This is a genomic window from Mycobacterium mantenii (assembly GCF_010731775.1).
Lineage (GTDB): Bacteria > Actinomycetota > Actinomycetes > Mycobacteriales > Mycobacteriaceae > Mycobacterium > Mycobacterium mantenii.
Map to the genome: position 1 here is coordinate 4,320,235 of NZ_AP022590.1, position 24,827 is coordinate 4,345,061.

Here is a 24,827-nt window from a genome sequence, read left to right on the forward strand (position 1 = left end):
GGCGTCACTCAGACGTTCTGTGTCGACGATCCGGAACTCGGTCGCAACGCCTGCATTTCAGCGGCGTTATGGCTGTCCATATTGGTGAACCCGGTGGCGGCGTGGTGGGCCTTGGTGCCAACACCGGTCAGCGTCTCACTGTGCCCCTGCAGGGTTTTGACGTGCTGCCCGTGCGCGGCGGCGACCGCACTGTGAAAGGCGTTGGCCGCGTCGAAGTCTCCGAACATCCCCGATGCCACGGTCCCTCCCGCCAGCTGATCGGCCCCCTCCTGGGCGTGGCCACCCGCGCGGTGGGACTGGTTGCCTCCGGAGTGCAATAGCTCCGTATCGACGAACATCGGCACTCCTTCCAAGTCTCGAAATCTGTTGACCAGGCTAAATGCAGCCCCGCAAGTGGTCAATTCACCGAAACCCATGACCATTGGTGACCGAGCGCGTCGGCCGATCCCACTCCGGGTCGACGGTGACGGGCAGCTGGATCCCGACATGCGGCAGCGAAACCGTCCCCAACGGCGTGCGGACCTGAAGAGGAATAGCGATCCGCGCGGCCGCCCGGTCGGACGCCAGCATGCCCTCACCGGCGAGATCATCGCCATGCCCGGTGACGATCTCGGTCATATTGTGGAGCGCTTCGCTGCCCACGTCGTAGTAGTGCGAGTGGTCGGTGAACCACGGCATGACGCTGTGCGAGCCAGCGACTTCGGCGCGAAACCGCACCACCCCGAAACCGGCATGGGCCGGGTCGGAGCCCAGCCCGGCTAAGGGGCCAACCGGTCCGCCGAGCGCCTCGTTCAGCCCGTTTGGAAGCCCGCTGCCCAAGTCACCTATCCAGCTGATCGCATCAGTCGATGCGGCGCCAACATACAACCTGCCGCCGTCTAGATGAAAGTCCGCGGCTTTGCGCGCCAAATCGGTTCCCGGGCAACCGGTTAGCACGGCGTCATTGGCGCGCATGCCGCTGTGGGCGAATGCGTCGGCCACCGTTGTGGACCCGTAGGAGTGCCCGAGGACGGTGACATGAACTGGACCATCGTGTGTGGCACTAAGACCATTGACGTCGGCGGCCAGCAGCGCACCCGCCTGCCGCGCCCTCCACGGGGTGCCGACCTCTTCCAACTTCGATGGATCAGTGACGGCCTGTTCCCAATGCGGATTCCCGAATTCGGGTGCGTCATAACCCATCCACGCCAGCACCGCGGTCGGCTGGTTAGGGTCGGCCTTCGATGACTGCTCGTAGAGGTTGATCGCGTCGTCGGTCCCGTCAGACATCCACCCTCCCCGCACGCTGCTGTTGGTGCCCGGCACTACGACCGCCGTGTTGCGGGACTTGTCCGGGTTGCCGATCGCGATGGCCGCCCTGCCCTTGCCGTTGAAGGCCAGCGGGTCGTACGCCCACAGCATGATGGTTGCGTCGGAGCCCTTGGCGCGCTCGAGGAAGTCGTTGGTCTTTACCGCGTTCTGGTATCGGGTGATGTCCGTGGCGCACAGCCCATAATCGCCAGGCGTGGTGAATATCTCGCTATCCCTATCGCTGAGCGCGCTGTCCCGGAGCGCCGCGGGATCCAGCCCGCGCTGACGGGCGACGTCTTCGACTTTGCGCAAGTCGTCCTTCAGAGCCGCCTGGTTCACCGTATCGCGCACTTCGGCCAGGATGCCGTTGAGGTTGCCCAGCTCGTGCGGGTGTTGATCGATCAATAGGTGCTGCTGATCGGCGCTCAACGAATCCCACCACCTTTTGGCCGCCTCGGGGCCGCTGTCCGGCGGCGGGATCGACAACTCGTCGACGCCTCGAATCTCGGCCGGGTCGGCCCCGTCCGTACGCAACGCCCCCAGGCCCGCGGCAAGAGAAGCCGCATACCGATCACGGATCTGGCGCAGCAAGAACGCTATTGCCCTCGTTTCGGCGACCGCCTCCGCGCGCAGATCCTCAACCGCGCAATGGTCGTCGTCAGCGAGGGCCTCGCACATCTCGTTGTCGATGGCTTCGAGGTCGTATTGCAGCGCGCCGATGTACCACGCGGAGGTTCGCTGCGCCTCGGCCAGCGCCGCGGCAACGTTCTCCAAATCGATTGCTATACGCGGCAATTGCGAGGTCTGCAGCCCCAGCGACCGGGTCACTCGCCGCACCTCGGCGTCATCGTTGAACGGGCGCCCGCCGTTTTGGTGATTCCACGCCGCATCGAACCGGCGCCGAGCTGCCTCAAAAGCGACGCCGGCCTCGACGGTGCTTACCCCGGCGTCACGGAAGGCCTGCGCGAGGGCCGAGATCTGCGCCGGGCGACCGGCTTGCAAGCTGGCGTTGACCGACCACGGATCCCCGCCGGCCTCGGCAACGAGGAAGGGAACGCTCAAATGGCGCAGCAGCATCGAAGCGATCGCTACGTCAGCAATTCGTCCTCACAGGGGGCTCGCGCCGTCGGCGAGACCGTCACCGTCAGAGTCGGTCAGCCGGACATTCCATTTGCCGTCGCCGTCGGTATCGACGTAACCGGTCACGCCGTTTTCGTCGGACCGCAGGACGCGGTCGGCGAGGCCGTCGCCGTCGGTATCGACGAGGCGGGCGTCCGGGCGCCCGTGCCCGTCGAAGTCGACCAGCGGGCCGCCGGTGTGTTCGACACCGTCCAGCCCGAACCAGCGCAATTGACCGCCGCGGTCCATGGCCACCGCCCACGTCCCGGATCCGTCGTCGGTGAAGTAGGCCTCGGGTGTGCCGTCGTTGTCGAGGTCCAGCACGGCGTGATCAACGAGGCCGTCGCCGTCGAGATCCGCGAGTGCGTCATCGCGCAGTCCGTCGTGGTCGAAATCCAGCCCGATCGAGTCGAAGCGGCCGTCGTGATCGAGATCGAGATCGGGTTGCCCATGCCAAATGGCGGCGCCGTCGTCGCCGGCGAGACAGTAATCCATGCGTACTCGGACGCGCGGCTGCCGCTAGTCGTTCCCCCGAGACTGCCACCACGCCAACAGTTCCGCGGTCGCCTCGTCGTTGTCCAACGGCCCACGTTCGAGCCGCAGCTCTTTCAAAAACCGCCACGCCTCGCCGACTTGAGGCCCCGCGGGGATGCCGAGCAGTTCCATGATCTGGTTGCCATCCAGATCGGGACGCACCCGCGCCAGATCCTCTTGGGCGGCCAGCTCGGCGATTCGCGCCTCGAGCCGGTCGTAACTGGCCTGCAGCCGCGCGGCCCGGCGCTTGTTGCGGGTCGTGCAGTCGGCCCGCACCAGCTTGTGCAGCCGTGACAGCAGCGGTCCCGCGTCGGTGACATAGCGGCGCACCGCGGAATCGGTCCACTTGCCGTCGCCGTAGCCGTGAAACCGCAAATGCAGGTACACCAGTTGCGAGATGTCCTCGACCATCTGCTTGGAATACTTCAACGCGCGCAACCGCTTTCGCACCATCTTGGCACCAACGACCTCGTGATGGTGAAAGCTCACGCCACCGTTGGCTTCGTGGCGCCGAGTGGCGGGTTTACCGATGTCGTGCAGCAGCGCGGCCCAGCGCAGCACCAAGTCCGGGCCGTCGTCCTCCAGCGCGATCGCTTGGCGCAGCACCGTCAGTGAGTGCTGATAGACGTCCTTGTGCTGATGGTGTTCGTCGATGGCCATCTGCATGCCGCCGACCTCGGGCAGCACCACCTCGCCCATGCCGGTCTGTACCAGCAGATCGATGCCGGCCGTCGGATCGTCGCCGAGCACCAGTTTGTCCAGCTCGGTGGCCACCCGTTCGGCGCTGATCCGCGACAGCTGCGGGGCCATGCGATCGATCGCCTCGCGCACGCGCGGTGCGACGGTGAAACCCAGCTGCGAGACGAACCGCGCCGCGCGCAGCATCCGCAACGGGTCGTCGCCGAAAGACACCTCCGGGGCGGCGGGGGTGTCCAACACCCGCGCCCGCAGCGCCACCAAACCGCCTAGGGGGTCAAGGAATTCGCCGGGCCCCTCGGGTGTGATACGCACGGCCATCGCGTTGACCGTGAAATCGCGGCGCAACAGGTCGTCCTCCAGGCGATCGCCGAAGCGCACCTCGGGATTCCGGGACACCTGGTCGTAGGTGTCGGCGCGAAAGGTGGTGATCTCCAAGCGGTGGTCGCCCTTGCCGACACCGACGGTGCCGAATTCGATCCCGGTGTCCCACAGGTTGTCGGCCCACCGCTGCAGGATTCGTTGCACCTGCTCGGGGCGTGCATCCGTGGTGAAATCCAGATCAGGACTCAACCTGCCCAACAACGCGTCCCGTACGGAACCTCCGACGAGGTAGACCTGATGGCCCGCGGCGTCGAACGCGGAGCCGAGCTCGGCAAGCATGGGCGCATGCCTGTTAAGAGCGACCGCGGCGGCGGTCAGCAGGTCGGCATCCTGGGCGGCTTCAGGCACGTTCGATCAGCCTAGTCGGCCGGAGCCGAAAAGCCCGTGTGAGGAGGCTCGCACGTCACAAAGGTGAATTGACCCGGCACGGAGCGTCAGTAGCCTTACGTGCGACAAGAAGGGTGAACGGCGGGACGGTGCGGTGCATCTCCGATACATAAGCAAGGCCGCACTGATCATGTTCGCTGGCGGGGATCCATGGAAGATCGACGCCACATTGCAGAGCGGGCGGCCGGCCCAGATCTCGAACCTCGCGGCAGCGTTTCACGACGCGGGCCAGTCCACGACGGAAGCCGAGGTCGCGTTCCGTCAGGCACGCGACCGCTTCGATAACGCTTGGACGCACGAGAACGGCGAGAATCCGATCAACGACTCGGCCGAGGTTCGGCGGGCCACGACCTCACTCGGATTACAAGCGGCTCAATTGCCCAAAATCGGTGCCGATCTGGAGAACGTCGCGGCGGCGCTGGCCGAGGCCCAACGATCCGGAAAGGGCGAGATTGCGTCGCTCGAAGGCACGCTCCAAGGTCTCGACGATCAAATCGGTGAGGCGGTCGAGCTTGAGAAGAATCCTCAGTTAACAGCTTCGGAGAGGCAGCTGCTGGACCACTACATCAACGGACTCGAGAAGCATGCGATCGGCGACACCAAGGCCTCGCTGAATAACCTCACGCAAATCCGCGGGCAGTACTCTCAGCAGCTACAAACTTCGTTGGCCAACCTGCGTAAGCAGGGCGAATACCAGGCGCCGATTCAAGCTCTCGACGGCGAGATCCCGGAAGGCCCCCCACAGACTGTCAGCGACGAGGAACGGCGGCACAACCAGATCGAGGCTTTCAAACAGGTCTTCGGCCGCGAACCGACGTCGGCCGCCGACTGGGAGACTGCGGCAGCTTTAGATCCGCAGACCTATGATCCGAAGTTCAAGGGCACTAAATCGCAGGTCGAGGTGGTAAAGATTCGCCCAGTGCCCGGACAGGGAGTAGTTCGTGTCTCGCAATGGATCGAACAACGCGACGTGACTAGCTTTCCGCCATGGAAGCGAGATCTTGGGAACAACCGAGGACCCAATCCCACCTTCGACCCGGAAGACACCAAGGTCACCACCTACATCGACTACGAAAATGGGCTCGTCGTGTTAAGGCAGAATCCTTCTGTCGAGGAGAACTCCACCGGCGGCCCGGGGCAAGTGAAGGTCGGCATACCCAAAGGCAGCGTGACGCAACTTCCCGATGGATCTGTTCGAATTAAATACGACGCGGGCAACCCGTTCGCCCCGAAAGTTACTGGAGATCCCACCGGACCGTTTACGGGCCATACAGTAACGGTCAACGGCGACCTCGTTTTCACGCCCGGACCAGGAGGTGTGCAGGTTAACGGCACGCGCACTGACTACCCGTCCTTGGAGGTGTACCAGGACTTGCCAAACGGCGGTACCCGCACAGTGCTGATCGACCCCGCCCAATCCGGCCGATCGTGGGGTCCGGCCTTCAACCTGCCCGGCCATCATGACGTCGGCCCCATCGGCGGTAAAGCGTTCACACCGTTCGACACGGGTGGCTGGAACACGAAATACGATGTGCCGGCTCCTTTGCCCGCGACCGAGTTTGGCCCAGTTACCGACATACCGTCGGTCCCGCCTTTGCCCACCGGCACTGCAGTCCCCGCATGACGGCGATCAACTGAAAGCAACCAGGGATGCCACCTTTCCTTCGACCTCGCAACTTGGACGCTGGCGCGTGGCGCGTGGCGACTTTGTCGGCGCCGTTCGTCGTCCAGATCGTCTTGGGATTGCTGCTCGTCACGATGTGGGCGCTAGGCAAGGGACCCTTCATGACCGAACGCGGGCACACCGAACGTAGCTGGATGCTCATCGCCGTCGTCATCACCACAGTGGTGTCTCTTGCACTCGCCGCGGTACTGGGGAAGTCGCCCTCGCCGCGCAATCGCGGTATTGCGCTTAGCATTGCGGGATCTTCTGCGACCGTGCTTATCGGTGGAATAATTTTCGCGTATCTGGTTTTGCGCTGAAAGGTCTTGTGGTGGCCGACGAATCGCTGACCCCGATACCAAATTCGCTCTACGGTCCGGTCACTTTTGCGGTCGCGGTTCTCCACGTATTCATTGTCGAGTTCGCCACGTGGCTCTTCATGCCGTACTCGATCGTGTTCGTGCTTCCGGCAGTCCTCATCTACATGGCGATCTCAGCGCTTGTCATGCTTGCGCCGGGAACAGTGGGCCAGATCGGGCGCGGGATGCTCATCGGCAGCCTGTCCGGGCCACTCTCACTGCTCATCTTTGGCGCGGCATGGGCGATCGCCCAAGCGATAGGCCCGATCTGACGAGACGCATTCCGTCTCGGCCTCGCCCACTCATTCCGCGGCGAGCGTCTCCGGGAGAATAAGTCGTGCCAGCTACTATCGCTTGGGTGTCGGACGGCGAACAAGGCAAACGACGTCGGCGCCGGGGGCGCCGTCGTGGCCGAGGCGCCGCGACTCCGTCCGAGAATCAGACCACCAGTCAGACGACCGGCGACTCGACGGCCACCAAATCGCGCCGACCCCGGGCGACTCGCCGCGGACCGGATCAGCTGCGCACCGTCCACGAAACGTCCGCCGGAGGGCTGGTCATCGACGGTCTCGACGGGCCGCGCGAATCGCAGGTCGCCGCCCTGATCGGGCGCATCGACCGCCGCGGGCGGATGCTGTGGTCGCTGCCCAAGGGGCATATCGAACTCGGTGAGACCGCCGAGCAGACCGCTATCAGAGAAGTAGCCGAGGAGACCGGCATCCGCGGCAGCGTGCTGGCCGCGCTGGGCCGCATCGACTATTGGTTCGTCACCGACGGCCGCCGCGTGCACAAGACCGTGCACCACTACTTAATGCGTTTCTCCGGCGGCGAGCTGTCCGATGACGATCTGGAAGTCGCCGAGGTCGCCTGGGTACCGATGGGCGAACTGCCGTCCCGGCTCGCCTACGCCGACGAACGTCGCCTTGCCCGCGTGGCCGACGAGCTGATCGACAAGCTGCAAAACGACGGCCCGGCCTCGCTGCCGCCGCTGCCACCCAGTTCGCCGCGGCGCCGCCCGCAGACGCACTCGCGGACTCGGCATTCTGACAAACCGGCCGCGAGCCGGAAGAACGGCCACGGACCGGGGCCGTGACAGCTGCGCGTCTGCGTTGGGCCGGCCTGGCGCGTATAGCCGCCGTCCTCGCCATCGTGGCCGGAATCGCGGTACTCACCGGGCCGGTGATTCCCCGTGCGGCCGCCGGCGAGCCCGGGGTGACGCCGTTTGTCCGCGTACGCATCGATCAGGTCACCCCGGATGTGGTCACCACGACCAGTCCGCCCGTCGTGACCGTCACCGGCATGGTGACCAACATCGGCGACCGCCCCGTCCGCGACGTCATGGTCCGGCTCGAGCACGCCGGCGCGGTCACCGCCTCCGCCGGGTTACGCACCACGCTGGACGGCGACACCGACGGGTACCAGCCCGCCGCGGATTTCCTCACTGTGGCTCCCGAGCTGCAGCGCGGCCAGGAAGTCGGCTTCACCCTGTCGGCCCCCCTGCGGGCACTGACCAAGCCGTCGCTGGGAGTGGAGAAGCCCGGCATTTACCCCGTGCTGGTCAACGTGAACGGCACGCCGGACTACGGCGCGCCCGCCCGGCTGGACAACGCGCGATTCCTGCTGCCCGCCGTGGGGGTGCCGCCCGACCGCGCCGACGACGTCGGCTCCGCTGTCGCGCCCGACACCTCCAAACCGGTGTTGATCACCATGCTGTGGCCGCTGGCCGACCGGCCGCGCCTGGCTCCCGGCGTGCCGGGGGGAACCATCCCGGTACGGCTGGTTGACGACGACCTGGCCACCTCGTTGGCCAGCGGCGGCCGCCTCGACATCCTGCTGGCTTCGGCCGAGGTCGCCACCAGTCACGACGTCGACCCCGACGGCGCCGTCGGCCGCGCACTCTGTTTGGCGATCGATCCGGATCTGCTGGTCACCGTCAACGCGATGACCGCCGGCTATGTCGTATCCAATTCCCCGGACGGGCCCGCGCAACTGCCCGGCGCCCCCACCCACCCGGGCGCCGGGCAGGCCACCGCGACCGAATGGCTGAACCGCCTGCGCGCGCTGGCACACCGGACCTGCGTGACCCCGCTGCCGTACGCGCAAGCTGATCTAGATGCCGTGCAGCGGGTCAACGATCCCGGTCTCAGCGCGATCGCCACCACGAGCGCCAACGGCATCATCGACAAGATCCTGGACGTCTCCTCGGTGCGCGGCGCCACGCTGGTGCCCGACGGCCCGCTGACCGGCCGCGCGGTCAAGTTGCTCAGCGGCAACGACAACACGGTCGCGATCGCCGCCGCCGACTTGTCGGCCGCCGACTCCGAGACCGGCGTCGACACCGCGCCCCGGCGGTTGTCCGCGCAGGTCACGGTCGCGCCGTTCGACCCCGCCGTCGGGGCCGCACTGGCTGGGGCGGGCACCGCCCCCGACGTGCCGACATACCTGGACTCGTCCATGACCGTCCGGCTGGGCCACGATTCGGTGACCGCACGCCGCCAGGACGCTTTGGGGTCGATGTTCTGGCAGGCGCTGCGCCACGACGACCCGCGCACCCAGATCCTGGTCCCGCCGACGACGTGGAATCTGCAGGCCGACGACGCCCAGGTCATCTTGACGGCGCTGGCCACCACCATCCGCTCCGGTCTGGCGCTGCCGCGCCCGCTGCCGGCCGTGATCACCGAGGCCAACCAGGCTGCACAAGCCCACCCCCAACCGCCCGAAGAGGTCGGCGCCTACACCTCCGCCCGCGGCCAGTTCAACGACGACGTCACCGCCGGGATCACCGGTCAGGTCGGCCGGCTGTGGGCGTTGACCTCGTCGCTGATGACCGACGACCGCACCGGGCTGACCGGCGTCCAGTACACCGCGCCGCTGCGCGAGGACATGCTGCGGGCGCTGAGCCAGTCCGAACCGCCCGACACCCGCAACGGGCTGGCCCAGCAGCGCCTGGCGGTGGTCGGCAAAACGATCAACGACCTGTTCGGTGCCGTCACGATCGTCAACCCGGGCGGCTCCTACACCCTGGCCACCGAGCACAGCCCGCTGCCTCTGGCGCTACACAACGGCCTGGCCGTGCCGATCCGGGTGCGGCTGCACGTCGACGCGCCGCCGGGGATGAACGTCACCGACGTCGGTCAGATCGAATTGCCGCCGGGTTACCTGCCGCTGCGGATCCCGATCGAGGTGAATTTCACCCAGCGCGTCGCCGTTGACGTGACCCTGCGGACCGCGGACGGTCTGCGGCTGGGCGAGCCGGTGCGGTTGTCGGTGCATTCCAACGCCTACGGCAAGGTCCTGTTCGCCATCACGCTGTCCGCCGCGGCGGTGCTGGTCCTGCTGGCCGGCCGGCGGTTGTGGCACCGCTTCCGCGGGCAGCCCGACCGCGCCGACCTGGACCGTCCCGACCCACCCGATGCCCGGCACGCCGCGGGACCTGGCGAGACGCGCGACGACGCCGACCGGCGGGCCGAAGAAGAGCACCGAGTATGACCCCCGCTTATCGGCAGGCCGAACCGCACCACCACCACCGCCTGCCCGAGCCGCCGCGGCGTTCCCGGATGCCGGGCTCCCCGCCGACCGGGCCGCTGCCGCCCGTGGCAGCCGAGATAGACCGTCGACGCCCCGAGCTGTCCGACTCCGCGGTCGTCTCGCGGTCGTGGGCGATGGCCTTCGCCACGTTGATCAGCCGGCTCACCGGCTTCGCCCGTGTGGTGCTGCTGGCCGCGATCCTGGGCGCGGCGTTGTCCAGCGCGTTCTCGGTGGCCAATCAGCTGCCCAACCTGGTGGCGGCCCTGGTGCTCGAGGCGACGTTCACCGCGATCTTCGTGCCGGTGTTGGCGCGCGCCGAGCAGAGCGACCCCGACGGCGGCGCGGCCTTCGTGCGGCGCCTGGTCACATTGACGACGGCGCTCCTGATCGTCGCCACCGCACTGTCGGTGGCGGCCGCCCCGCTGTTGGTGCGGCTGATGCTGGGCCGCGCCCCGCAAGTCAACGAGCCGCTCACCGTCGCCTTCGCCTATCTGCTGCTCCCCCAGGTCCTCGCCTACGGCCTGACGTCGGTGTTCATGGCGATCCTGAACACCCGCAACGTATTTGGGCCCACGGCGTGGGCGCCCGTCGTCAACAACGTCGTCGCGCTGATCACCCTGGCGGTCTACGCACTGGTTCCCGGTGAGCTGTCGGTCGACCCCGTCCGCATGGGCAACGCCAAGCTGCTGGTGCTCGCCATCGGCACCACGCTGGGCGTGTTCGCTCAAACCGGCCTGCTGCTGGTGGCACTGCGGCGCCAACGCGTCGACCTGCGCCCACTGTGGGGAATCGACCAGCGCCTCAAGCGCTTCGGCACCATGGCCGCCGCCATGGTGCTCTACGTGCTGATCAGCCAGCTCGGCCTGGTCGTCGGCAATCAGATCGCCAGCACCGCGGCGGCCTCCGGCCCCGCGATCTACAACTACACCTGGCTGGTCCTGATGCTGCCGTTCGGGATGATCGGCGTGACGGTGCTGACCGTGGTGATGCCGCGGCTGAGCCGCAACGCCGCCGCCGACGATACTCAGGCCGTCCTGGGCGACCTGTCGCTGGCCACCCGGCTGACGTTGATCACGCTGATCCCGATCGTGGCGTTCATGACCGTCGGCGGTCCCGCCATGGGCAGCGCGCTGTTCGCCTACGGCCATTTCGGGAACGTCGACGCCGGCTACCTGGGCGCCGCGATCACCCTCTCGGCCTTCACGCTGATCCCCTACGGCCTGGTGCTCCTGCAACTGCGGGTGTTCTACGCGCGGGAACAGCCGTGGACGCCGATCGTCATCATCCTCGTCATCACGGCCGTCAAAATCCTGGGCTCGGTGCTGGCCCCGCACCTCACCGACGACCCCAAGCTGGTGGCCGGCTTCCTCGGGCTGGCCAATGGCGTCGGATTCCTCGCCGGCGCGGTCATCGGCTACCTCCTGCTGCGACGCGCCCTGCTGCCGGCGGGTGGCCACCTGATCGGCGTCGGCGAGGTCCGGACCATCCTGGTGACGCTCACCGCGTCCATGCTGGCCGGGTTGATCGCACATGTCAGCGACCGGCTGCTGGGGCTGGACCACCTGACCGAGCACGGTGGCGCCGGCTCCCTGCTTCGCCTGTTCGTCCTGGGGCTGATCATGCTGCCCATCACCGCCGCGGTCATGCTGCGCGCACAGGTCCCCGAAGCGCGGGCGGCGCTGGACGCCCTCCGCTACCGCATCACGGGCCGCGGGCCGCGCCCGCGCAGACCACGTGCAAAGGATCGATCGTCTCACCGGCGCCCGGTCACGTACCCTGAGCAGAGGAATTCTTCCCCGCCTGGGGTAAATGCGGTCCAGGAGCCGATCCGGCGCAGGCCTCCGGAGCGGGCCAACCGAGCCCCGGCTAGCGAAAGGACCGGAGGTGACCGACCGCCCGATGGAGAGCGCATCCCCCAGCGCTGGACCTGGCGCAGGTTCAGGTACTCCGCTGCCGCGGCCGGTCGCCGACGACTTCCACCCCGACATCCCCGCTGACGAGCCCCAACGGTCCGCGCAGCGCCCGTCCGATCAGGCCAGGAGCGATGTGCCCGGGGAATCCCGGCGCGCACCGACCCCGTTCGAAGCGCCGCGCGAGCGTTCGGCAGACGCCGCGGGAGACGACGTGCACCTGGTGCCGGGCGCCCGGATCGCCGGCGGACGGTATCGCCTGCTGGTGTTCCACGGCGGCGCGCCGCCGCTGCAGTTCTGGCAGGCGCTGGACACCGCCCTGGACCGGCAGGTGGCGCTGACCTTCGTCGACCCCGACGGTGCTCTGCCCGACGAGGTCCTGCAGGAGATCCTGTCGCGCACCCTGCGGCTCAGCCGCATCGACAAACCCGGAATCGCCCGAGTGCTCGATGTCGTGCACACCGGCTCGGGCGGCCTGGTGGTCTCGGAGTGGATTCGGGGCGGCTCGCTGCAGGAGGTGGCCGACACCGCACCTTCACCGGTGGGGGCCGTGCGGGCCATGCAGTCCCTGGCCGCCGCCGCCGACGCCGCCCACCGCGCCGGCGTCGCCCTGTCGATCGACCACCCCAGCCGGGTGCGGGTCAGCATTGAGGGCGACGTCGTGCTGGCCTACCCGGCGACCATGCCCGACGCCAACCCGCAGGATGACATCCGCGGCATCGGTGCCGCGCTCTACGCCCTGCTGGTCAATCGGTGGCCCATCCTGGAGAGCGGGGTGCGCAGCGGACTCGCGGCGGCCGAGCGCGACTCCTCGGGTAATCCCGTCGAACCCATGTCCGTCGACCGCGACATCCCGTTCCAGATCTCCGCCGTCGCCGTCCGAGCCGTCCAGGAGGACGGCGGGATCCGCAGCGCCTCAACGCTTTTGAACCTGCTTCAGCAGGCCACCGCGGTCGCCGACCGCACCGAAGTGCTCGGACCGATCGACGATTCACCCTCGCCGTCAACTGCCCTGCTCTCAACCGGTCAGGACCAGGCGGCCTTCGCGCGCCGACGACGCAATGTGATCATCGGGGTCGCGGCCGGCCTTGCCGTCATCGTGGTGGCCCTGCTGCTGCTGGCGTCGATCGTGAGCAAGATCTTCGGCAACGTCGGTGGCGGCCTCAATAAGGATGAGCTCGGACTCAACAGCCCTTCGTCGTCGTCCGCCTCGGCAACGTCGAGCGCCCCGTCCGCGGCGGCGGGCAGCGTCGTCAAGCCGACCAAAGCCACAGTCTTCTCCCCCGACGGCGACGCCGACAACGCCGGGACCGCGGGCCAGGCCATCGACGGCGACCCCTCGACGGCTTGGGCGACCGAGGTCTACACCGACGCCGTCCCCTTCCCCAGCTTCAAGCAGGGCGAGGGGCTGATCTTGCAGCTGCCCAGCCCCACCGTCATCGGCCAAGTCAGCATCGACACGCCCAGCAGCGGAACCAAGGTTGAGATCCGCGCGGCATCCTCGCCGTCGCCGTCCAGCCTCAACGACACCACCGTGCTGGCCCCGGCCTTCACGCTCAAGCCCGGCCACAACGTGATCCCGGTCAAGGCCGGCTCGCCGACGTCGAATCTGCTGGTGTGGATATCCACGCTGGGAACCACCAGCGGCAAGAGCCAAGCCGGCTTTTCGGAGATCACGGTCCAGGCCGCGTCCTGATCCGGGCGGTCCCGAACACTCACACGAGGCGCCGCAAGTGAAGTGCCGCGTCATACGCAATTAGTTACTGTCCGGCCGTGGGCTTCAGGAGAAACGCCAAGCACGAGCGCAGCGACGCCGAGCTGCTGGCGGCCCACGTGGCCGGCGATCGCTACGCCTTCAGCGAGCTGTTCCGCCGCCATCAGCGGCACCTGCACCGGCTGGCCCGACTGACCACCCGCAGCCCCGAGGACGCGGAGGACGCGCTGCAAGACGCCATGCTCTCGGCGCACCGCGGCGCCGGCGCGTTCCGCCACGACGCCGCCGTCGGCAGCTGGCTGCACCGCATCGTCGTCAACGCCTGTCTGGACCGGCTACGCCGCACCAAAGCCCACCCGACCGTGCCGCTGGAAGACATCTATCCGGTGGCCGATCGGACGGCTCAGGTCGAGACCACAATGGCGGTGCAGCGCGCCTTGATGCGCCTTCCCGTCGAGCAACGGGCCGCGGTGGTGGCCGTCGACATGCAGGGCTACTCGGTGGCCGACACCGCCCGGCTGCTCGGCGTCGCCGAAGGCACGATCAAAAGCCGCTGCGCTCGCGGCCGGGTTCGGCTCGCCGAGCTGCTGGGCTACCTCAACGTCGGCGCCCACGCGCTGCCCGACGCCGCCCCCGGCCAGGCCTGACCCACCCGACAGGCGGCCGCCCCGGCGGTGCTGTTCGTGGCGATCGGTGCGCGCATGACGGACACTGGGTCCGATGGATGCAGCGGATGACGAGGCGGCGAATGACCGCAGCGCGGAGTCAGAGCCGGCGCTGACCGTCCATCTCCTCGCCGACCTGCAAGCCGGCATCTTGGACGACGAGTCCGCCGCACGCGTCCGCCGGCAAGTCCGCGCCGACCCCCAAGCCGCCGGCGTGCTGGGCGCCCTGAACCAGGTTCGGCATGACGTCGCCGCCGTCGGCGCCGACTCGGGCGCGGCACCCGACCCTCCCCCCGAGGTGGCAGCCCGAATCTCCGCGGCGCTTCGCTCGGCGGAGACCGCTTCCGGTGAAGCGGCCGGCCCCGCTGTGCACTCGGCACGCCCCCACATCCGCCCGGCCCGGACCATCGCCGCGGTTGCCGGCCTGTGCGCGGTGCTCGCCGCGATCGGCTTCGGGACGGTCGCGCTGCTGCACGCTCCCGAACCCGCCCCGGACACCCCTGGCGACGTCCAGCACATCACGGTGTCGACGCCGCCGATGGAGATCCCGCTTTCCCAGCACGAAATCCTCGGCCTGCTCGACCGCAGCCCCGATTACGGCGCGCTCAGCGACCCGGCGCGGCGCGCCTCCTGCCTGACCGGCCTCGGCTATCCCGCGTCCACGCAGGTCCTGGGGGCGCGGCCGGTCGAGATCAATGCCCGCCCCGGCGTCGTCCTGGTGATACCCGGCGACAGCCCACACGTGCTGGCCGTCTATGCGGTCTCCCCCAACTGCAGTGCCGCCGACACGGGACTACTGGCCAACACCCAGGTTCCCCGCCTCTAATGTGGTGCCATGGGTGGTGCGACACACCGGGGAACAGGCGTACCTACGCTGGCGTTGACACAGATCCGATCGCTTGAAAGGTTTTCATGACCGCCGACACTGTGCACGACGTGATCGTTATTGGTTCGGGTCCTGCTGGGTATACCGCGGCGTTGTATACGGCGCGGGCGCAGTTGGCGCCGGTGGTGTTTGAGGGGACGTCGTTTGGTGGGGCGTTGATGACGACCACCGAGGTGGAGAATTTCCCGGGTTTTCGTGATGGGATCACGGGTCCGGAGTTGATGGATCAGATGCGTGAGCAGGCGTTGCGTTTTGGTGCGGATCTGCGGATGGAAGACGTCGAGTCGGTGTCGCTGCAGGGTCGGGTCAAGACGGTGACCACGTCTGAGGGCCAGACGCATCGGGCGCGGTCGGTGATCTTGGCGATGGGGGCGGCGGCGCGCTATTTGGGGGTGCCCGGGGAGCAGGAGTTGCTGGGCCGCGGGGTGAGCTCGTGTGCGACCTGTGATGGGTTCTTTTTTAGGGATCAAGACATCGCGGTGATCGGTGGTGGGGACTCGGCGATGGAGGAGGCCACCTTTTTGACCCGCTTTGCCCGCAGCGTGACGCTGGTGCATCGGCGGGAGGAGTTTCGCGCCAGCCGGATCATGCTGGAACGCGCGAAGGCCAGTGACAAGATCACCATCGTGACGAACAAGGCCGTGGAGGCCGTTGAGGGTGAGCAGACGGTGACGGGGTTGCGGCTGCGCGACACCGTCAGCGGTGAGGTGTCCACGTTGGCGGTCACCGGGGTGTTCGTGGCGATCGGGCATGACCCGCGTTCGGAGTTGGTGCGCGAGGTGCTCGAGACCGACCCTGAGGGCTATGTGCTGGTGCGCGGGCACACCACGGCCACCTCGATCGATGGGGTGTTCGCCGCCGGGGACCTGGTGGATCGCACTTATCGGCAGGCCGTCACCGCCGCCGGCAGCGGCTGCTCGGCCGCCATCGACGCCGAACGCTGGCTCGCCGACCACGAAGAGTCCAGCGCCGCCGCGCAAGGCGACGCCACCGAATTTCCTGGCAGTACCGACACATTGATTGGAGCACCACAATGACCGACGCCGAAAAAGCCGGGGCCACACTAGAAGTCTCGGACGCGTCATTCTCCACCGACGTGCTGTCCAGCAATAAACCTGTGCTAGTTGACTTTTGGGCAACGTGGTGCGGCCCGTGCAAGATGGTTGCGCCGGTCCTCGAGGAGATCGCCAGCGAGCGGGGCGAACACCTCACCGTCGCCAAGCTCGACGTGGATGCCAACCCCGAAACCGCACAGAACTTTCAGGTGGTCTCCATCCCCACCATGATCCTGTTCAAGGACGGGCAGCCGGTGAAGCGGATCGTCGGCGCGAAGGGCAAGGCGGCTTTACTGCGGGAGCTTTCGGACGCGGTTCCCAACCTCAGCTGATCTCCGTTCATTTTGCCGCACCACGCCCCGCTAATGGCCTGGGGTTTTCCCGAATTTGCGAAGCGTCTGCGACAATACGGTCAGCTGTTGCCCAGATCTGAGCTTGTCTGTTAGTCCCGGAGGGCCCTTGGTATGTCGAGTCCGCGCCGCGAATACGGCGACGCGCTGCGCTGTGGTGACCGCAGCGCTGCTGTGACCGAGATCCGGGCGACGCTGGCCACATTAGGCCTGCTTGACGGCTCCGAGGACGACCTCGATACCGGTCGGCACGTGGCCCTCGAGCTCTTCGATGCCGAGCTTGACCAGGCGGTCCGTGCCTTCCAACAGCATCGCGGACTTCTGGTGGACGGCATCGTCGGTGAGGCCACCTACCGGGCGCTCAAGGAGGCGTCGTACCGGCTGGGTGCCCGCACGCTGTATCACCAATTCGGTGCCCCGCTGTTCGGCGACGATGTGGCCACGCTGCAGGCGCGGTTGCAGGACTTGGGTTTCTACACCGGCCTGGTCGATGGATACTTCGGGTTGCAGACCCACAACGCGTTGATGTCGTACCAGCGCGAGTACGGGCTGTCTGCCGACGGCATCTGCGGACCGGAAACGTTGCGCTCCTTCCACTTCCTGAGTTCACGGGTCACCGGCGGATCCCCGCACGCGATCCGCGAAGAGGAGCTGGTTCGCTCGTCCGGTCCGAAACTGTCGGGCAAGCGGATCATCATCGATCCGGGCCGCGGCGGCGCGGACCACGGCACCATCATGCAGGGTCCGTCGGGACCGGTCAGCGAAGCAGACGTGTTGTGGGACTTGGCCAGCCGGCTCGAAGGGCGGATGGCCGCGATCGGCATGGAGACCTTCCTGTCGCGCCCGGTCAACCGCAGTCCCCTCGATGCCGAACGCGCCGCCACCGCCAACAATGTCGGGGCCGACCTGATGATCAGCCTGCGCTGCGAAACTCAGGTCAACGCCGCGGCCAACGGGGTGGCTTCCTTTCACTTCGGGAACTCGCACGGTTCGGTGTCCACCATCGGGCGTAATCTTGCGGACTTCATCCAGCGAGAAGTCGTGGCCCGCACCGGTTTACGGGACTGCCGCACGCACGGCCGGACGTGGGATCTGCTGCGTCTGACCCGGATGCCGACGGTGCAGGTCGACGTCGGCTACATCACCAACCCGCGTGATCGTTCGATGCTGGTCTCGACGCAGACGCGCGACGCCATCGCCGAGGGAATCCTCGCCGCGGTCAAGCGGCTCTACCTGTTGGGCAAAAACGACCGTCCCACAGGCACATTCACCTTCGCCGAGTTACTGGCTCACGAGCTGTCGGTGGAACGCACCAGCCACCTGGGCGGTTCTAACTAACCATCGAGGGTGGTTTTCAACCCATTCACAGCCGTGGACCCGGCGCCGACCGGCTGCTCCAGGTGCGCGTTCTCCAGCAGACGCTCCAGGGCCGCCTCCACTTCGGCCTTCCACCCGAGGCCCTTGTCGAGCTCGAGCCGCAACCGTGGGAAGTACGTATGTGGTGCCACCACAACGAATCCCGCGTCCTTCAGGAATTCGGCGTCCATGACGCAATGGTCCACCGAGCAGTCGCCGACGGCTTCCAGTACCGGCCGCACGTCGGGACCGACCAGGCGCGGATCCTGCAATTCGGAGGCCGCCGGGGTGCGGCCGAACGCTTCGAGGGCGCGCACGCCGCGTCGCACCAACTCATCGATGACCCGGGCGATCAAACCGTGCGGCAGGTCCTCGGCAGCCGGCCCGGGTTCGATGCCCATCGACGTCAACAACACAGCGTCCGCGGACACCGGACCGGTCGGGAATCGTTGCGCCCGCGGCACCGCCCGCGGTGGGGCGTAGAACACGTAGCCCAGGCACGACGGCTCGGATTGGCTTCGTTCGTCGGGGACCGCGGTGGCAACCTGCCCGCATGAACCCCATTCCAGCATCACCATCGACAGCCACGCTTCCTTTTCGAATTCGGGGTCGGTGAGATGATCCTGGTTGCCGAGGGTCGCTGGATCGACTTCCCAGAAGACGCACCGGCGTGCGTGCTTGGGAAGCTGCTCGAATGCCTCGAGCCGTAGTGGCATGATTCGAGCGGACACTAGCCTCCTGGCTCCTGTGCGGTACTGCAGCCATCTGCACCGGCGACCCCTCCAGGATAAGAGAGGTGGTCGTGATCGGGCCAGCTTTGGCCCGGCCAGCGCGGTTGGCGCGGCCAAATGGCCCGCACCGACCGGGCGCAGCGCGCCGAACATCGAAAGTTGTTGATGCGCATGCCGTTTCGTCTAATGCTAAGCAGCTGGCGCAGGCCGATTCCGCGCAGTGACGGCCGCGGTGTCACAGTGACGTAATTACACGGTGTCCTTGGTCATGACTTGGGCGGGGACATGACGTCGATGATCCGCTGGAGGTCGTCCACCGAGCCGAACTCGACCACGATTTTGCCCTTGCGTTTGCCCAGACTGACCGTCACCCGGGTATCGAAGGCGGTCGAAAGCTTGTCAGCTACATCTTGCAGGCCGGGCATCTGAATCGGCTTGCGGCGGGGGGCGGTCGGCGTGGCCGTGCCGGCCCGGTTGGCCAGCGTGACCGCCTCCTCGGTGGCCCGCACCGACAGTCCCTCGGCGACGATCCGGGTGGCCAGCTCTTCCTGCGCTTCGGGCCCAGCCTCCAGCGACAGCAGTGCGCGCGCGTGCCCGGCGGACAGCACGCCGGCGGCCACGCGCCGTTGCACCGCGATCGGCAGCTTGAGCAACCGGATCATGTTGGTGATCAACGGCCGCGACCGGCCGATGCGCGCGGCCAGTTCATCGTGGGTGACGCCGAACTCGTCGAGCAGCTGTTGGTAGGCGGCCGCCTCTTCCAGCGGGTTCAGCTGTACCCGGTGGATGTTCTCCAACAGGGCGTCGCGAAGCAGATTGTCGTCACCGGTCTCGCGCACGATGGCCGGGATGGTCGCCAGACCGGCCTCTTGGGCCGCGCGCCAGCGTCGCTCCCCCATCACGATCTGGTAACGCGCACCGCTCGCCGAATCCTTGACCGCCCGCACCACGATCGGTTGCAAGAGGCCGAACTCGCGGATGGAGTGCACCAGCTCGGACAGCGCCTCCTCATCGAAGACCTGGCGCGGCTGACGCGGGTTGCGCTCGATGTCGGCCGGCGCGATTTCGCGGTAGACCGCGCCCATTGCGGACGCGTCCTGCGGCGGCGGTCCCCCGATCAAGACGTCGGCGGCGGCGTCGCCCATCCGCGGTCCGAGGGTCGCGGGTCCGGCGTCGCCCTCCGCGGGACCGGTCGGAATAAGCGAAGCCAGGCCCCGGCCGAGGCCACCCTTCTTGCGTAACGGCTGCGTCATGGTCGTCCCTTCGCGGATGGTGGTCAATCGCGCTCGGCGAGTTCGCGGCTCGCGTCGAGATAGCTCATCGCCCCGCGTGATCCGGGGTCGTAATCGATGATCGTCATGCTGTAGCCCGGCGCCTCGGAGACCTTGACGCTGCGCGGAATAACCGTGCGCAGCACCTTGGCCCCGAAGTATCGACGCACCTCTTCGGCGACCTGATCGGCGAGCTTGGTCCGGCCGTCGTACATGGTCAGCACCACGGTGGTCACTTCGAGCTTCGGATTCAGATGCGCCTTCACCATCTCGATGTTGCGCATCAGCTGCGAGACGCCCTCGAGCGCGTAGTACTCGCACTGGATCGGGATCAGGACTTCCGGCGCGGCGACAAGAGCATTGATGGTCAGCAGCCCGAGCGATGGCGGGCAATCGATGAAGACGCAGTCGAAGTCGAGGCTGTCGAGATCGGCCAATGCGGTGCGCAACCGGTTCTCGCGGGCCACCATGCTGACCAATTCGATCTCGGCGCCCGCCAGGTCGATCGTCGCCGGAATGCAGAACAGGCGTTCGTTGTGCGGGCTCTGCCGCAGCGCGTCCTGCACGGAGACCTCGCCGAGCAAGACCTCGTATGAGGAGGGTGTCCCCGATTGCCGGTCGGTGATGCCGAGCGCCGTGCTCGCGTTGCCCTGCGGGTCGAGATCGATGACGAGGGTCTTGAGTCCCTGCAGCGCGAGGGCGGCGGCGAGATTGACGGCGGTGGTCGTCTTGCCCACGCCGCCCTTCTGGTTCGCGACCGTGAAGACCCGGCGATGGGGCGGCCGGCGCAACGGCGGGTAGGTGGTGTGCAAGACCCGCATCGCGCGTTCCGCGGCCGCACCGATCGGCGTATCGAATTCGTCGGCTGTTTCACGTGAAACATTCGCCGGCGCGCGCGGCGCGGCGGCCAACCCCGGCGGCGCGGAGGCCTCCGGTTTCGCCGCGGCCGGAGCCGGAGCGGTCGCCTGGTGAACGTCCGCCGGTGCCTGCGGAGCCACCGGCCAATCTCCTGAAGAAGTCATCGGGTTCCGGCCTTCCCGGTCCGTGCCGGCTTGTGGTGTGGCGGCTTTCCGCGGCGCACTGAAACTACGGTTGCGGGGGGACGCAAATAGTTCGCGCCACATGTCACCACCCTGACATCAGCGGCGCCCGATGCTGCCATCACACGCCGGTACTGTTCAACTTCGTCGGAAGCACGCTCCCCCTTGATGGCGAGCATCCGTCCGCCGGGTCGTAGCAAGGGCAAACTCCACTTCGTCAGCTTGTCCAACGAAGCAACCGCTCGCGACACCGCAGCATCCCTCTCCCCGAACCGGTTACGCACTCCCGGTTCCTCCGCACGGCCACGGACGACCTCGACGGCTAACCCTAGTTCGTTGACAACCTCGCTGAGAAATTCGCTGCGTCGAAGCAACGGCTCGAGCAGGACAACGGAGAGATCGGGCCGCGCGATCGCTAACGGTATCCCGGGCAGGCCCGCACCGCTGCCGATATCGATGATTCGCTCGCCCCGATCGAGCAACTCGGCGAGGGCCGCGCTGTTCAAGATGTGGCGGTCCCAGATTCGGTCTACTTCCCGCGGACCGAGCAGCCCGCGCTCGACCCCGGCGTTGGCCAGAACCTCCGCGTATCGCTGCGCGATTTCGAGCCGTTCGGCGAAGACGACGGCCGCGGAATCTGGGGCGGCGCCGAAGCCGGCGCCCTCCCCCGACCCTCCCGCCACGGCGTCGGCGGGGCCGACATGTTTCACGTGAAACATCCTCGAGTTGCAGGGTGCACGAACAACCTTCGAAGGCAGGACGACGGGAACTACACGGCTGTAACTTCGCGCGTCAGTCGTGCAGGACGACGACGCGGCGCGCGGGCTCGACGCCCTCGCTTTCGCTGTGCACTCCGGCGACGGCGGCGACGGCGTCGTGGACGATCTTGCGTTCGAACGGCGTCATCGGCGCGAGCTCTTCGCGTTCGCCGGATTCGAGCACTCGGCGCGCAACCTTGTCGCCCAGCGCCGCCAATTCCTCCCGGCGGCGGCGCCGCCAGCTCGCGATGTCGAGCATCAAGCGGCTCCGCACGCCGGTCTTCTGGTGTACCGCCAGCCGGGTCAGTTCCTGCAGCGCGTCGAGCACCTCGCCGCCACGGCCCACCAACTTGTTCAAGTCGTCGCTGCCGTCGATGCTCACGATCGCGCGGCTGCCCTCGACGTCTAAGTCGATGTCACCGTCGAAGTCCAACAGGTCCAACAACTCTTCGAGGTAGTCGCCGGCGATTTCACCCTCGGCGACCAACCGCTCCTCCAGATCATCGATTTCCTCGGCGCCGGAATCCGCGGCATCCTCGGCGGCCGATTGCGTGTCGAGCTCGGTGTCAACCTCGCGCTCGGTGGTGTCGGCGTCTGTCATGTCTTCTCTCCCTCATTTCATGGGCCCCGGCCCAATTAGGTCGCCCTGTCGGGGCGGACCCGGTAGCTATTCCGCCGGTGTCAGCGTTTGCGTTTCTTCGGTCGGGCCCCGGGCCGCGGTGTGCGGTTGCTCGGGCCTTCGCTCGCTTTGGTCGCTGAGTCATCGGCCATGTCGGACTCCGTCGCCGCGGAACCGGACCCGTCGGTGTCCGCGGCGGAAGGCGGCGAACCGTTCTCGCCGGCAGTTGCCGCCCTAGGATTTCGCTTCGGCTTGGCTCCCGGCGCCGGCGCATTCGCCGCGCGCCGCTGGATGGCTTCCTGCTTCTTAGCCTCGTCTTCCTTCTCGATCATCCCGAAGACGTAGTGCTGCTGCCCGAAGGTCCAGATGTTGTTGGCGAACCAATACAGGATGATCGCCAGCGGAAGAAACGGGCCACCGACGACCACGCCGAGCGGGAACACGTAGAGCGCGAGTTTGTTCATCATCGCGGTCTGCGGGTTGGCCGCCGCCTCCGGGCTCTGCCGTGCCACCGACGCCCGGCTGTTGAAGTAGGTTGCGACCCCGGCCAGGATCATCACCGGCAGCCCCACCGCGATCACGGCCGGCCGGCTGAAGAAGGTGAATGCGTCCAGTCCGGTGCGCTGCGTCATGAAGGCGCCGATCGGTGCCCCGAACAGGTTGGCGTCCAGGAAGTGTCCGACGTCCGTCGGGGTAAAGACGTAGTTTCCGGTGAGGCGGTTCTGGGCCACCGACAGGTGCGGCTGACCGAATCCCCCGGTGGTGCGGTTGAACGAGCGCAACACGTGGTACAGGCCGATGAACACCGGGATCTGCGCCAGCATCGGCAGGCAGCCCAGGATCGGATTGAAGCCGTGCTCGCGCTGCAGCTTCTGCATCTCGAGCGCCATGCGTTGGCGATCCTTGCCGTACTTCTTCTGCAGCGCCTTGATCTGGGGCTGTAGTTCCTGCATCTGACGCGTGGTCCGGATCTGACGCACGAAGGGCTTGTAGAGCAGGGCCCGGAGGCTGAACACCAAGAACATCACCGACAGTGCCCAGGCGAAGAAGTTCGACGGCCCCAGCATGGAGGCGAACAACTTGTACCAGACCCACATGATCCACGACACCGGGTAGTAGACGAAGTCGAGGCTAAAGAAATCAAACAAAAGATCCACTCTCCCCTCGCGCCGCTTGGACAGCCCAAGCGTCGCTGGCATGTTGGCAATTCACGTGGCTTCCCGGGCGGTCCGGAATCGGATCCCAACCGCCTTCATGCCATGGACCGCACTTGGCGAGTCTGGCTACAGCCAACCAGCTCCCCCGAATCAGGCCGTGCTCGTTGAGAGCATCGACCGCGTACTGGCTGCAAGTCGGAACGAAACGACACGTCGCCGGGCGTAGCGGCGACACCATATGCCGGTACAGCTGAATCAAAAAAATCACTCCGCGCGCGGCCGTCCTTCCCGCATCACGGGTGAACGTGCGCAGCTGCGCCACCGCTCTCATCGCTGACTTCCCGCCGCCGGTATGCGCCGTAGACACCGGCGCAGTTCCTGCTCGAGCCGAGCCGAGGATGCGGTCCGGCTGCCGGGCAGCGCGCGGATCACCAGCTGATCGGATTGGCCGAGCTCGCCCAGCAGATTGCGCGCCACATGCCGCAGCCGGCGAGCGACCCGATGACGTTCCACGGCGGATCCGACGGGCTTGCCCACCACCAACCCGACGCGCGGGGGGCGGGGTTCGTCGCGGTGCTCCCCACGCCGAAAGTGCACGACGACATCCGGCTGCGCCATACGAATCCCGTGCTTCACCGTCGCGTCAAAGTCAATTGACCGCGTCATGCGGTTGCGCGCGGAAAGCACCGCCGGAAGACCTGAAGTTGCGATCAGGCAGAGAGCGCGCGACGACCCTTGCGGCGCCGACCGGATACGATCGCGCGTCCGGCACGAGTGCGCATCCGCAGGCGGAAGCCATGCACGCGGGCTCGGCGCCGGTTATTCGGCTGGAAGGTCCGCTTGCCCTTGGCCACGACGTTCTCCTCGTTGTGTTGCCATCCGGCCGATCAGACATTCGCATCGAGCTCGTCCGCGGTTCGACCGGAGGTGGTCTTGGTGCTGCTGGCCGGCGCGGTCCCCAGGTGGTTCGGGTCGCAGCCGTATCGCCGACTTTCGGGCGACTGTTTGAGGGTACTGACGAGGCTTCGCCTGGTCAAACCTGGCTTGCCACAACGAAGCCGCACGGAGGCGTCGGAACGTTTTCGGTTTCGGTCACACCCGCCGCGCACGCCGCTAACATGACGAGCCGAAGCAAGCCCCACGTACCCTAAACGACCCGATTGGAATGCAGCAGAACTGTTGGCAGCCGAACGGAAAACTGTTAGCTTCTGCGAAGTCGTTTTAGACTGAAGCAGCGCTCGACAACGAAGCGAGGATGGTAGATCGACTAGCTGCCTAGACAACCTCCCGAGGTTTTCTTCCAGCGCGGAGATCGCGAGCCGTCGCCGGTAGGTTGTGGCTCGCCTACGATCATC

At 67.0% G+C, this 24,827-nt stretch carries 23 protein-coding genes and 1 pseudogene; 11 read left to right on the forward strand and 13 right to left on the reverse strand.

Features of this window, described 5'->3' with window-relative positions:
• Positions 1 to 8 precede the first annotated feature (8 nt).
• From G6N50_RS19520 to G6N50_RS19535, 4 genes are all read right to left on the reverse strand, one after another.
• Positions 9 to 338: a DUF2563 family protein gene (locus G6N50_RS19520; RefSeq protein WP_083099550.1), complete on the reverse strand. Its 330-nt coding sequence runs from the start codon at positions 336 to 338 to the stop codon at positions 9 to 11.
• 64 nt (positions 339 to 402) lie between these two features.
• On the reverse strand, positions 403 to 2,367 hold the full coding sequence (locus G6N50_RS19525; protein WP_083099548.1) for a putative alpha/beta hydrolase: 1,965 nt from the start codon (positions 2,365 to 2,367) through the stop codon (positions 403 to 405).
• 30 nt (positions 2,368 to 2,397) lie between these two features.
• Positions 2,398 to 2,904: a pullulanase gene (locus G6N50_RS19530; RefSeq protein WP_083099546.1), complete on the reverse strand. Its 507-nt coding sequence runs from the start codon at positions 2,902 to 2,904 to the stop codon at positions 2,398 to 2,400.
• A 24-nt stretch (positions 2,905 to 2,928) separates the two neighbouring features.
• A complete protein-coding gene (locus G6N50_RS19535) occupies positions 2,929 to 4,371 on the reverse strand; it encodes a CCA tRNA nucleotidyltransferase (protein WP_083099544.1) in 1,443 nt (480 codons plus the stop codon).
• Between the two features lie 133 nt (positions 4,372 to 4,504).
• On the opposite strand from G6N50_RS19535, the gene G6N50_RS19540 reads away from it, so the two are divergent.
• The 11 genes and pseudogenes from G6N50_RS19540 (at position 4,505) to G6N50_RS19590 (ending at position 17,878) form a co-directional block, all read left to right on the forward strand.
• Positions 4,505 to 6,034, forward strand: coding sequence for a putative alpha/beta hydrolase (locus G6N50_RS19540; protein WP_083099541.1), 1,530 nt, complete (start codon positions 4,505 to 4,507; stop codon positions 6,032 to 6,034).
• Positions 6,035 to 6,108: 74 nt separating this feature from the next.
• On the forward strand, positions 6,109 to 6,393 hold the full coding sequence (locus G6N50_RS19545) for a hypothetical protein (RefSeq protein WP_232068786.1): 285 nt from the start codon (positions 6,109 to 6,111) through the stop codon (positions 6,391 to 6,393).
• 11 nt (positions 6,394 to 6,404) lie between these two features.
• Complete coding sequence (locus G6N50_RS19550) at positions 6,405 to 6,704, forward strand: hypothetical protein (protein WP_083099569.1); 300 nt, start codon at positions 6,405 to 6,407, stop codon at positions 6,702 to 6,704.
• An 86-nt stretch (positions 6,705 to 6,790) separates the two neighbouring features.
• Complete coding sequence (locus G6N50_RS19555) at positions 6,791 to 7,525, forward strand: NUDIX hydrolase (RefSeq protein ID WP_083099538.1); 735 nt, start codon at positions 6,791 to 6,793, stop codon at positions 7,523 to 7,525.
• On the forward strand, positions 7,522 to 9,921 hold the full coding sequence (locus G6N50_RS19560) for a hypothetical protein (RefSeq protein WP_083099536.1): 2,400 nt from the start codon (positions 7,522 to 7,524) through the stop codon (positions 9,919 to 9,921). Before G6N50_RS19555 ends, G6N50_RS19560 begins: the two co-directional genes overlap by 4 nt.
• A 68-nt stretch (positions 9,922 to 9,989) precedes the next feature.
• A pseudogene (locus G6N50_RS19565) lies at positions 9,990 to 13,566 on the forward strand (lipid II flippase MurJ).
• Positions 13,567 to 13,643: 77 nt separating this feature from the next.
• A complete protein-coding gene (gene sigM / locus G6N50_RS19570) occupies positions 13,644 to 14,231 on the forward strand; it encodes an RNA polymerase sigma factor SigM (RefSeq protein ID WP_083099532.1) in 588 nt (195 codons plus the stop codon).
• 73 nt (positions 14,232 to 14,304) lie between these two features.
• Complete coding sequence (locus tag G6N50_RS19575; protein WP_083099529.1) at positions 14,305 to 15,075, forward strand: hypothetical protein; 771 nt, start codon at positions 14,305 to 14,307, stop codon at positions 15,073 to 15,075.
• Between the two features lie 86 nt (positions 15,076 to 15,161).
• Positions 15,162 to 16,172: a thioredoxin-disulfide reductase gene (gene trxB, locus G6N50_RS19580; protein WP_163650869.1), complete on the forward strand. Its 1,011-nt coding sequence runs from the start codon at positions 15,162 to 15,164 to the stop codon at positions 16,170 to 16,172.
• A complete protein-coding gene (trxA, locus tag G6N50_RS19585; RefSeq protein ID WP_083095088.1) occupies positions 16,169 to 16,522 on the forward strand; it encodes a thioredoxin in 354 nt (117 codons plus the stop codon). The genes trxB and trxA overlap by 4 nt, the downstream gene beginning before the upstream one ends.
• A gap of 132 nt (positions 16,523 to 16,654) precedes the next feature.
• Positions 16,655 to 17,878, forward strand: a complete 1,224-nt coding sequence (locus tag G6N50_RS19590) for an N-acetylmuramoyl-L-alanine amidase (protein WP_083095089.1) — start codon at positions 16,655 to 16,657, stop codon at positions 17,876 to 17,878.
• On the opposite strand, the gene G6N50_RS19595 is transcribed toward G6N50_RS19590, so the two are convergent.
• The 9 genes from G6N50_RS19595 to rpmH form a co-directional block, all read right to left on the reverse strand.
• Positions 17,875 to 18,627 (reverse strand): acetyltransferase, encoded by a 753-nt coding sequence (locus G6N50_RS19595; RefSeq protein ID WP_142275551.1) that lies wholly within the window; start codon positions 18,625 to 18,627, stop codon positions 17,875 to 17,877. The two genes, G6N50_RS19590 and G6N50_RS19595, sit on opposite strands and share 4 nt — an antisense overlap.
• A 266-nt stretch (positions 18,628 to 18,893) precedes the next feature.
• Positions 18,894 to 19,880: a ParB/RepB/Spo0J family partition protein gene (locus tag G6N50_RS19600; RefSeq protein ID WP_083095091.1), complete on the reverse strand. Its 987-nt coding sequence runs from the start codon at positions 19,878 to 19,880 to the stop codon at positions 18,894 to 18,896.
• Between the two features lie 23 nt (positions 19,881 to 19,903).
• Positions 19,904 to 20,920 (reverse strand): ParA family protein, encoded by a 1,017-nt coding sequence (locus tag G6N50_RS19605; RefSeq protein WP_083095092.1) that lies wholly within the window; start codon positions 20,918 to 20,920, stop codon positions 19,904 to 19,906.
• The gene (rsmG, locus tag G6N50_RS19610; RefSeq protein WP_083095093.1) at positions 20,917 to 21,657 is read right to left on the reverse strand and encodes a 16S rRNA (guanine(527)-N(7))-methyltransferase RsmG; all 741 of its coding nucleotides are present in this window, start codon (positions 21,655 to 21,657) and stop codon (positions 20,917 to 20,919) included. Before rsmG ends, G6N50_RS19605 begins: the two co-directional genes overlap by 4 nt.
• Before the next feature lie 73 nt (positions 21,658 to 21,730).
• Positions 21,731 to 22,297, reverse strand: a complete 567-nt coding sequence (locus G6N50_RS19615) for a Jag family protein (RefSeq protein WP_083095094.1) — start codon at positions 22,295 to 22,297, stop codon at positions 21,731 to 21,733.
• 80 nt (positions 22,298 to 22,377) lie between these two features.
• Complete coding sequence (yidC, locus tag G6N50_RS19620; RefSeq protein ID WP_142275552.1) at positions 22,378 to 23,472, reverse strand: membrane protein insertase YidC; 1,095 nt, start codon at positions 23,470 to 23,472, stop codon at positions 22,378 to 22,380.
• Positions 23,456 to 23,803, reverse strand: coding sequence for a membrane protein insertion efficiency factor YidD (yidD, locus tag G6N50_RS19625; RefSeq protein WP_083095096.1), 348 nt, complete (start codon positions 23,801 to 23,803; stop codon positions 23,456 to 23,458). Before yidD ends, yidC begins: the two co-directional genes overlap by 17 nt.
• On the reverse strand, positions 23,800 to 24,159 hold the full coding sequence (rnpA, locus tag G6N50_RS19630; protein ID WP_083095097.1) for a ribonuclease P protein component: 360 nt from the start codon (positions 24,157 to 24,159) through the stop codon (positions 23,800 to 23,802). The genes yidD and rnpA overlap by 4 nt, the downstream gene beginning before the upstream one ends.
• 23 nt (positions 24,160 to 24,182) lie before the next feature.
• Positions 24,183 to 24,326 carry a 50S ribosomal protein L34 gene (gene rpmH / locus G6N50_RS19635; protein WP_003874369.1) on the reverse strand — a complete coding sequence of 48 codons (144 nt, stop codon included), beginning with the start codon at positions 24,324 to 24,326 and terminating at the stop codon, positions 24,183 to 24,185.
• Between the last annotated feature and the right edge of the window lie 501 nt (positions 24,327 to 24,827).

What these genes read in the sequence shown, in the direction of transcription:
- G6N50_RS19520 (WP_083099550.1), bottom strand. Translation starts at nt 338, where the DNA reads ATGTTCGTCGATACGGAGCTATTGCACTCCGGAGGCAACCAGTCCCAC.
- yidD (WP_083095096.1), bottom strand. Translation starts at nt 23,803, where the DNA reads ATGAGAGCGGTGGCGCAGCTGCGCACGTTCACCCGTGATGCGGGAAGG.
- trxB (WP_163650869.1), top strand. Translation starts at nt 15,162, where the DNA reads ATGACCGCCGACACTGTGCACGACGTGATCGTTATTGGTTCGGGTCCT.
- G6N50_RS19575 (WP_083099529.1), top strand. Translation starts at nt 14,305, where the DNA reads ATGGATGCAGCGGATGACGAGGCGGCGAATGACCGCAGCGCGGAGTCA.
- G6N50_RS19525 (WP_083099548.1), bottom strand. Translation starts at nt 2,367, where the DNA reads ATGCTGCTGCGCCATTTGAGCGTTCCCTTCCTCGTTGCCGAGGCCGGC.
- G6N50_RS19530 (WP_083099546.1), bottom strand. Translation starts at nt 2,904, where the DNA reads ATGGATTACTGTCTCGCCGGCGACGACGGCGCCGCCATTTGGCATGGG.
- trxA (WP_083095088.1), top strand. Translation starts at nt 16,169, where the DNA reads ATGACCGACGCCGAAAAAGCCGGGGCCACACTAGAAGTCTCGGACGCG.
- G6N50_RS19600 (WP_083095091.1), bottom strand. Translation starts at nt 19,880, where the DNA reads ATGACGCAGCCGTTACGCAAGAAGGGTGGCCTCGGCCGGGGCCTGGCT.
- G6N50_RS19615 (WP_083095094.1), bottom strand. Translation starts at nt 22,297, where the DNA reads ATGACAGACGCCGACACCACCGAGCGCGAGGTTGACACCGAGCTCGAC.
- rsmG (WP_083095093.1), bottom strand. Translation starts at nt 21,657, where the DNA reads ATGTTTCACGTGAAACATGTCGGCCCCGCCGACGCCGTGGCGGGAGGG.
- G6N50_RS19605 (WP_083095092.1), bottom strand. Translation starts at nt 20,920, where the DNA reads ATGACTTCTTCAGGAGATTGGCCGGTGGCTCCGCAGGCACCGGCGGAC.
- G6N50_RS19590 (WP_083095089.1), top strand. Translation starts at nt 16,655, where the DNA reads ATGTCGAGTCCGCGCCGCGAATACGGCGACGCGCTGCGCTGTGGTGAC.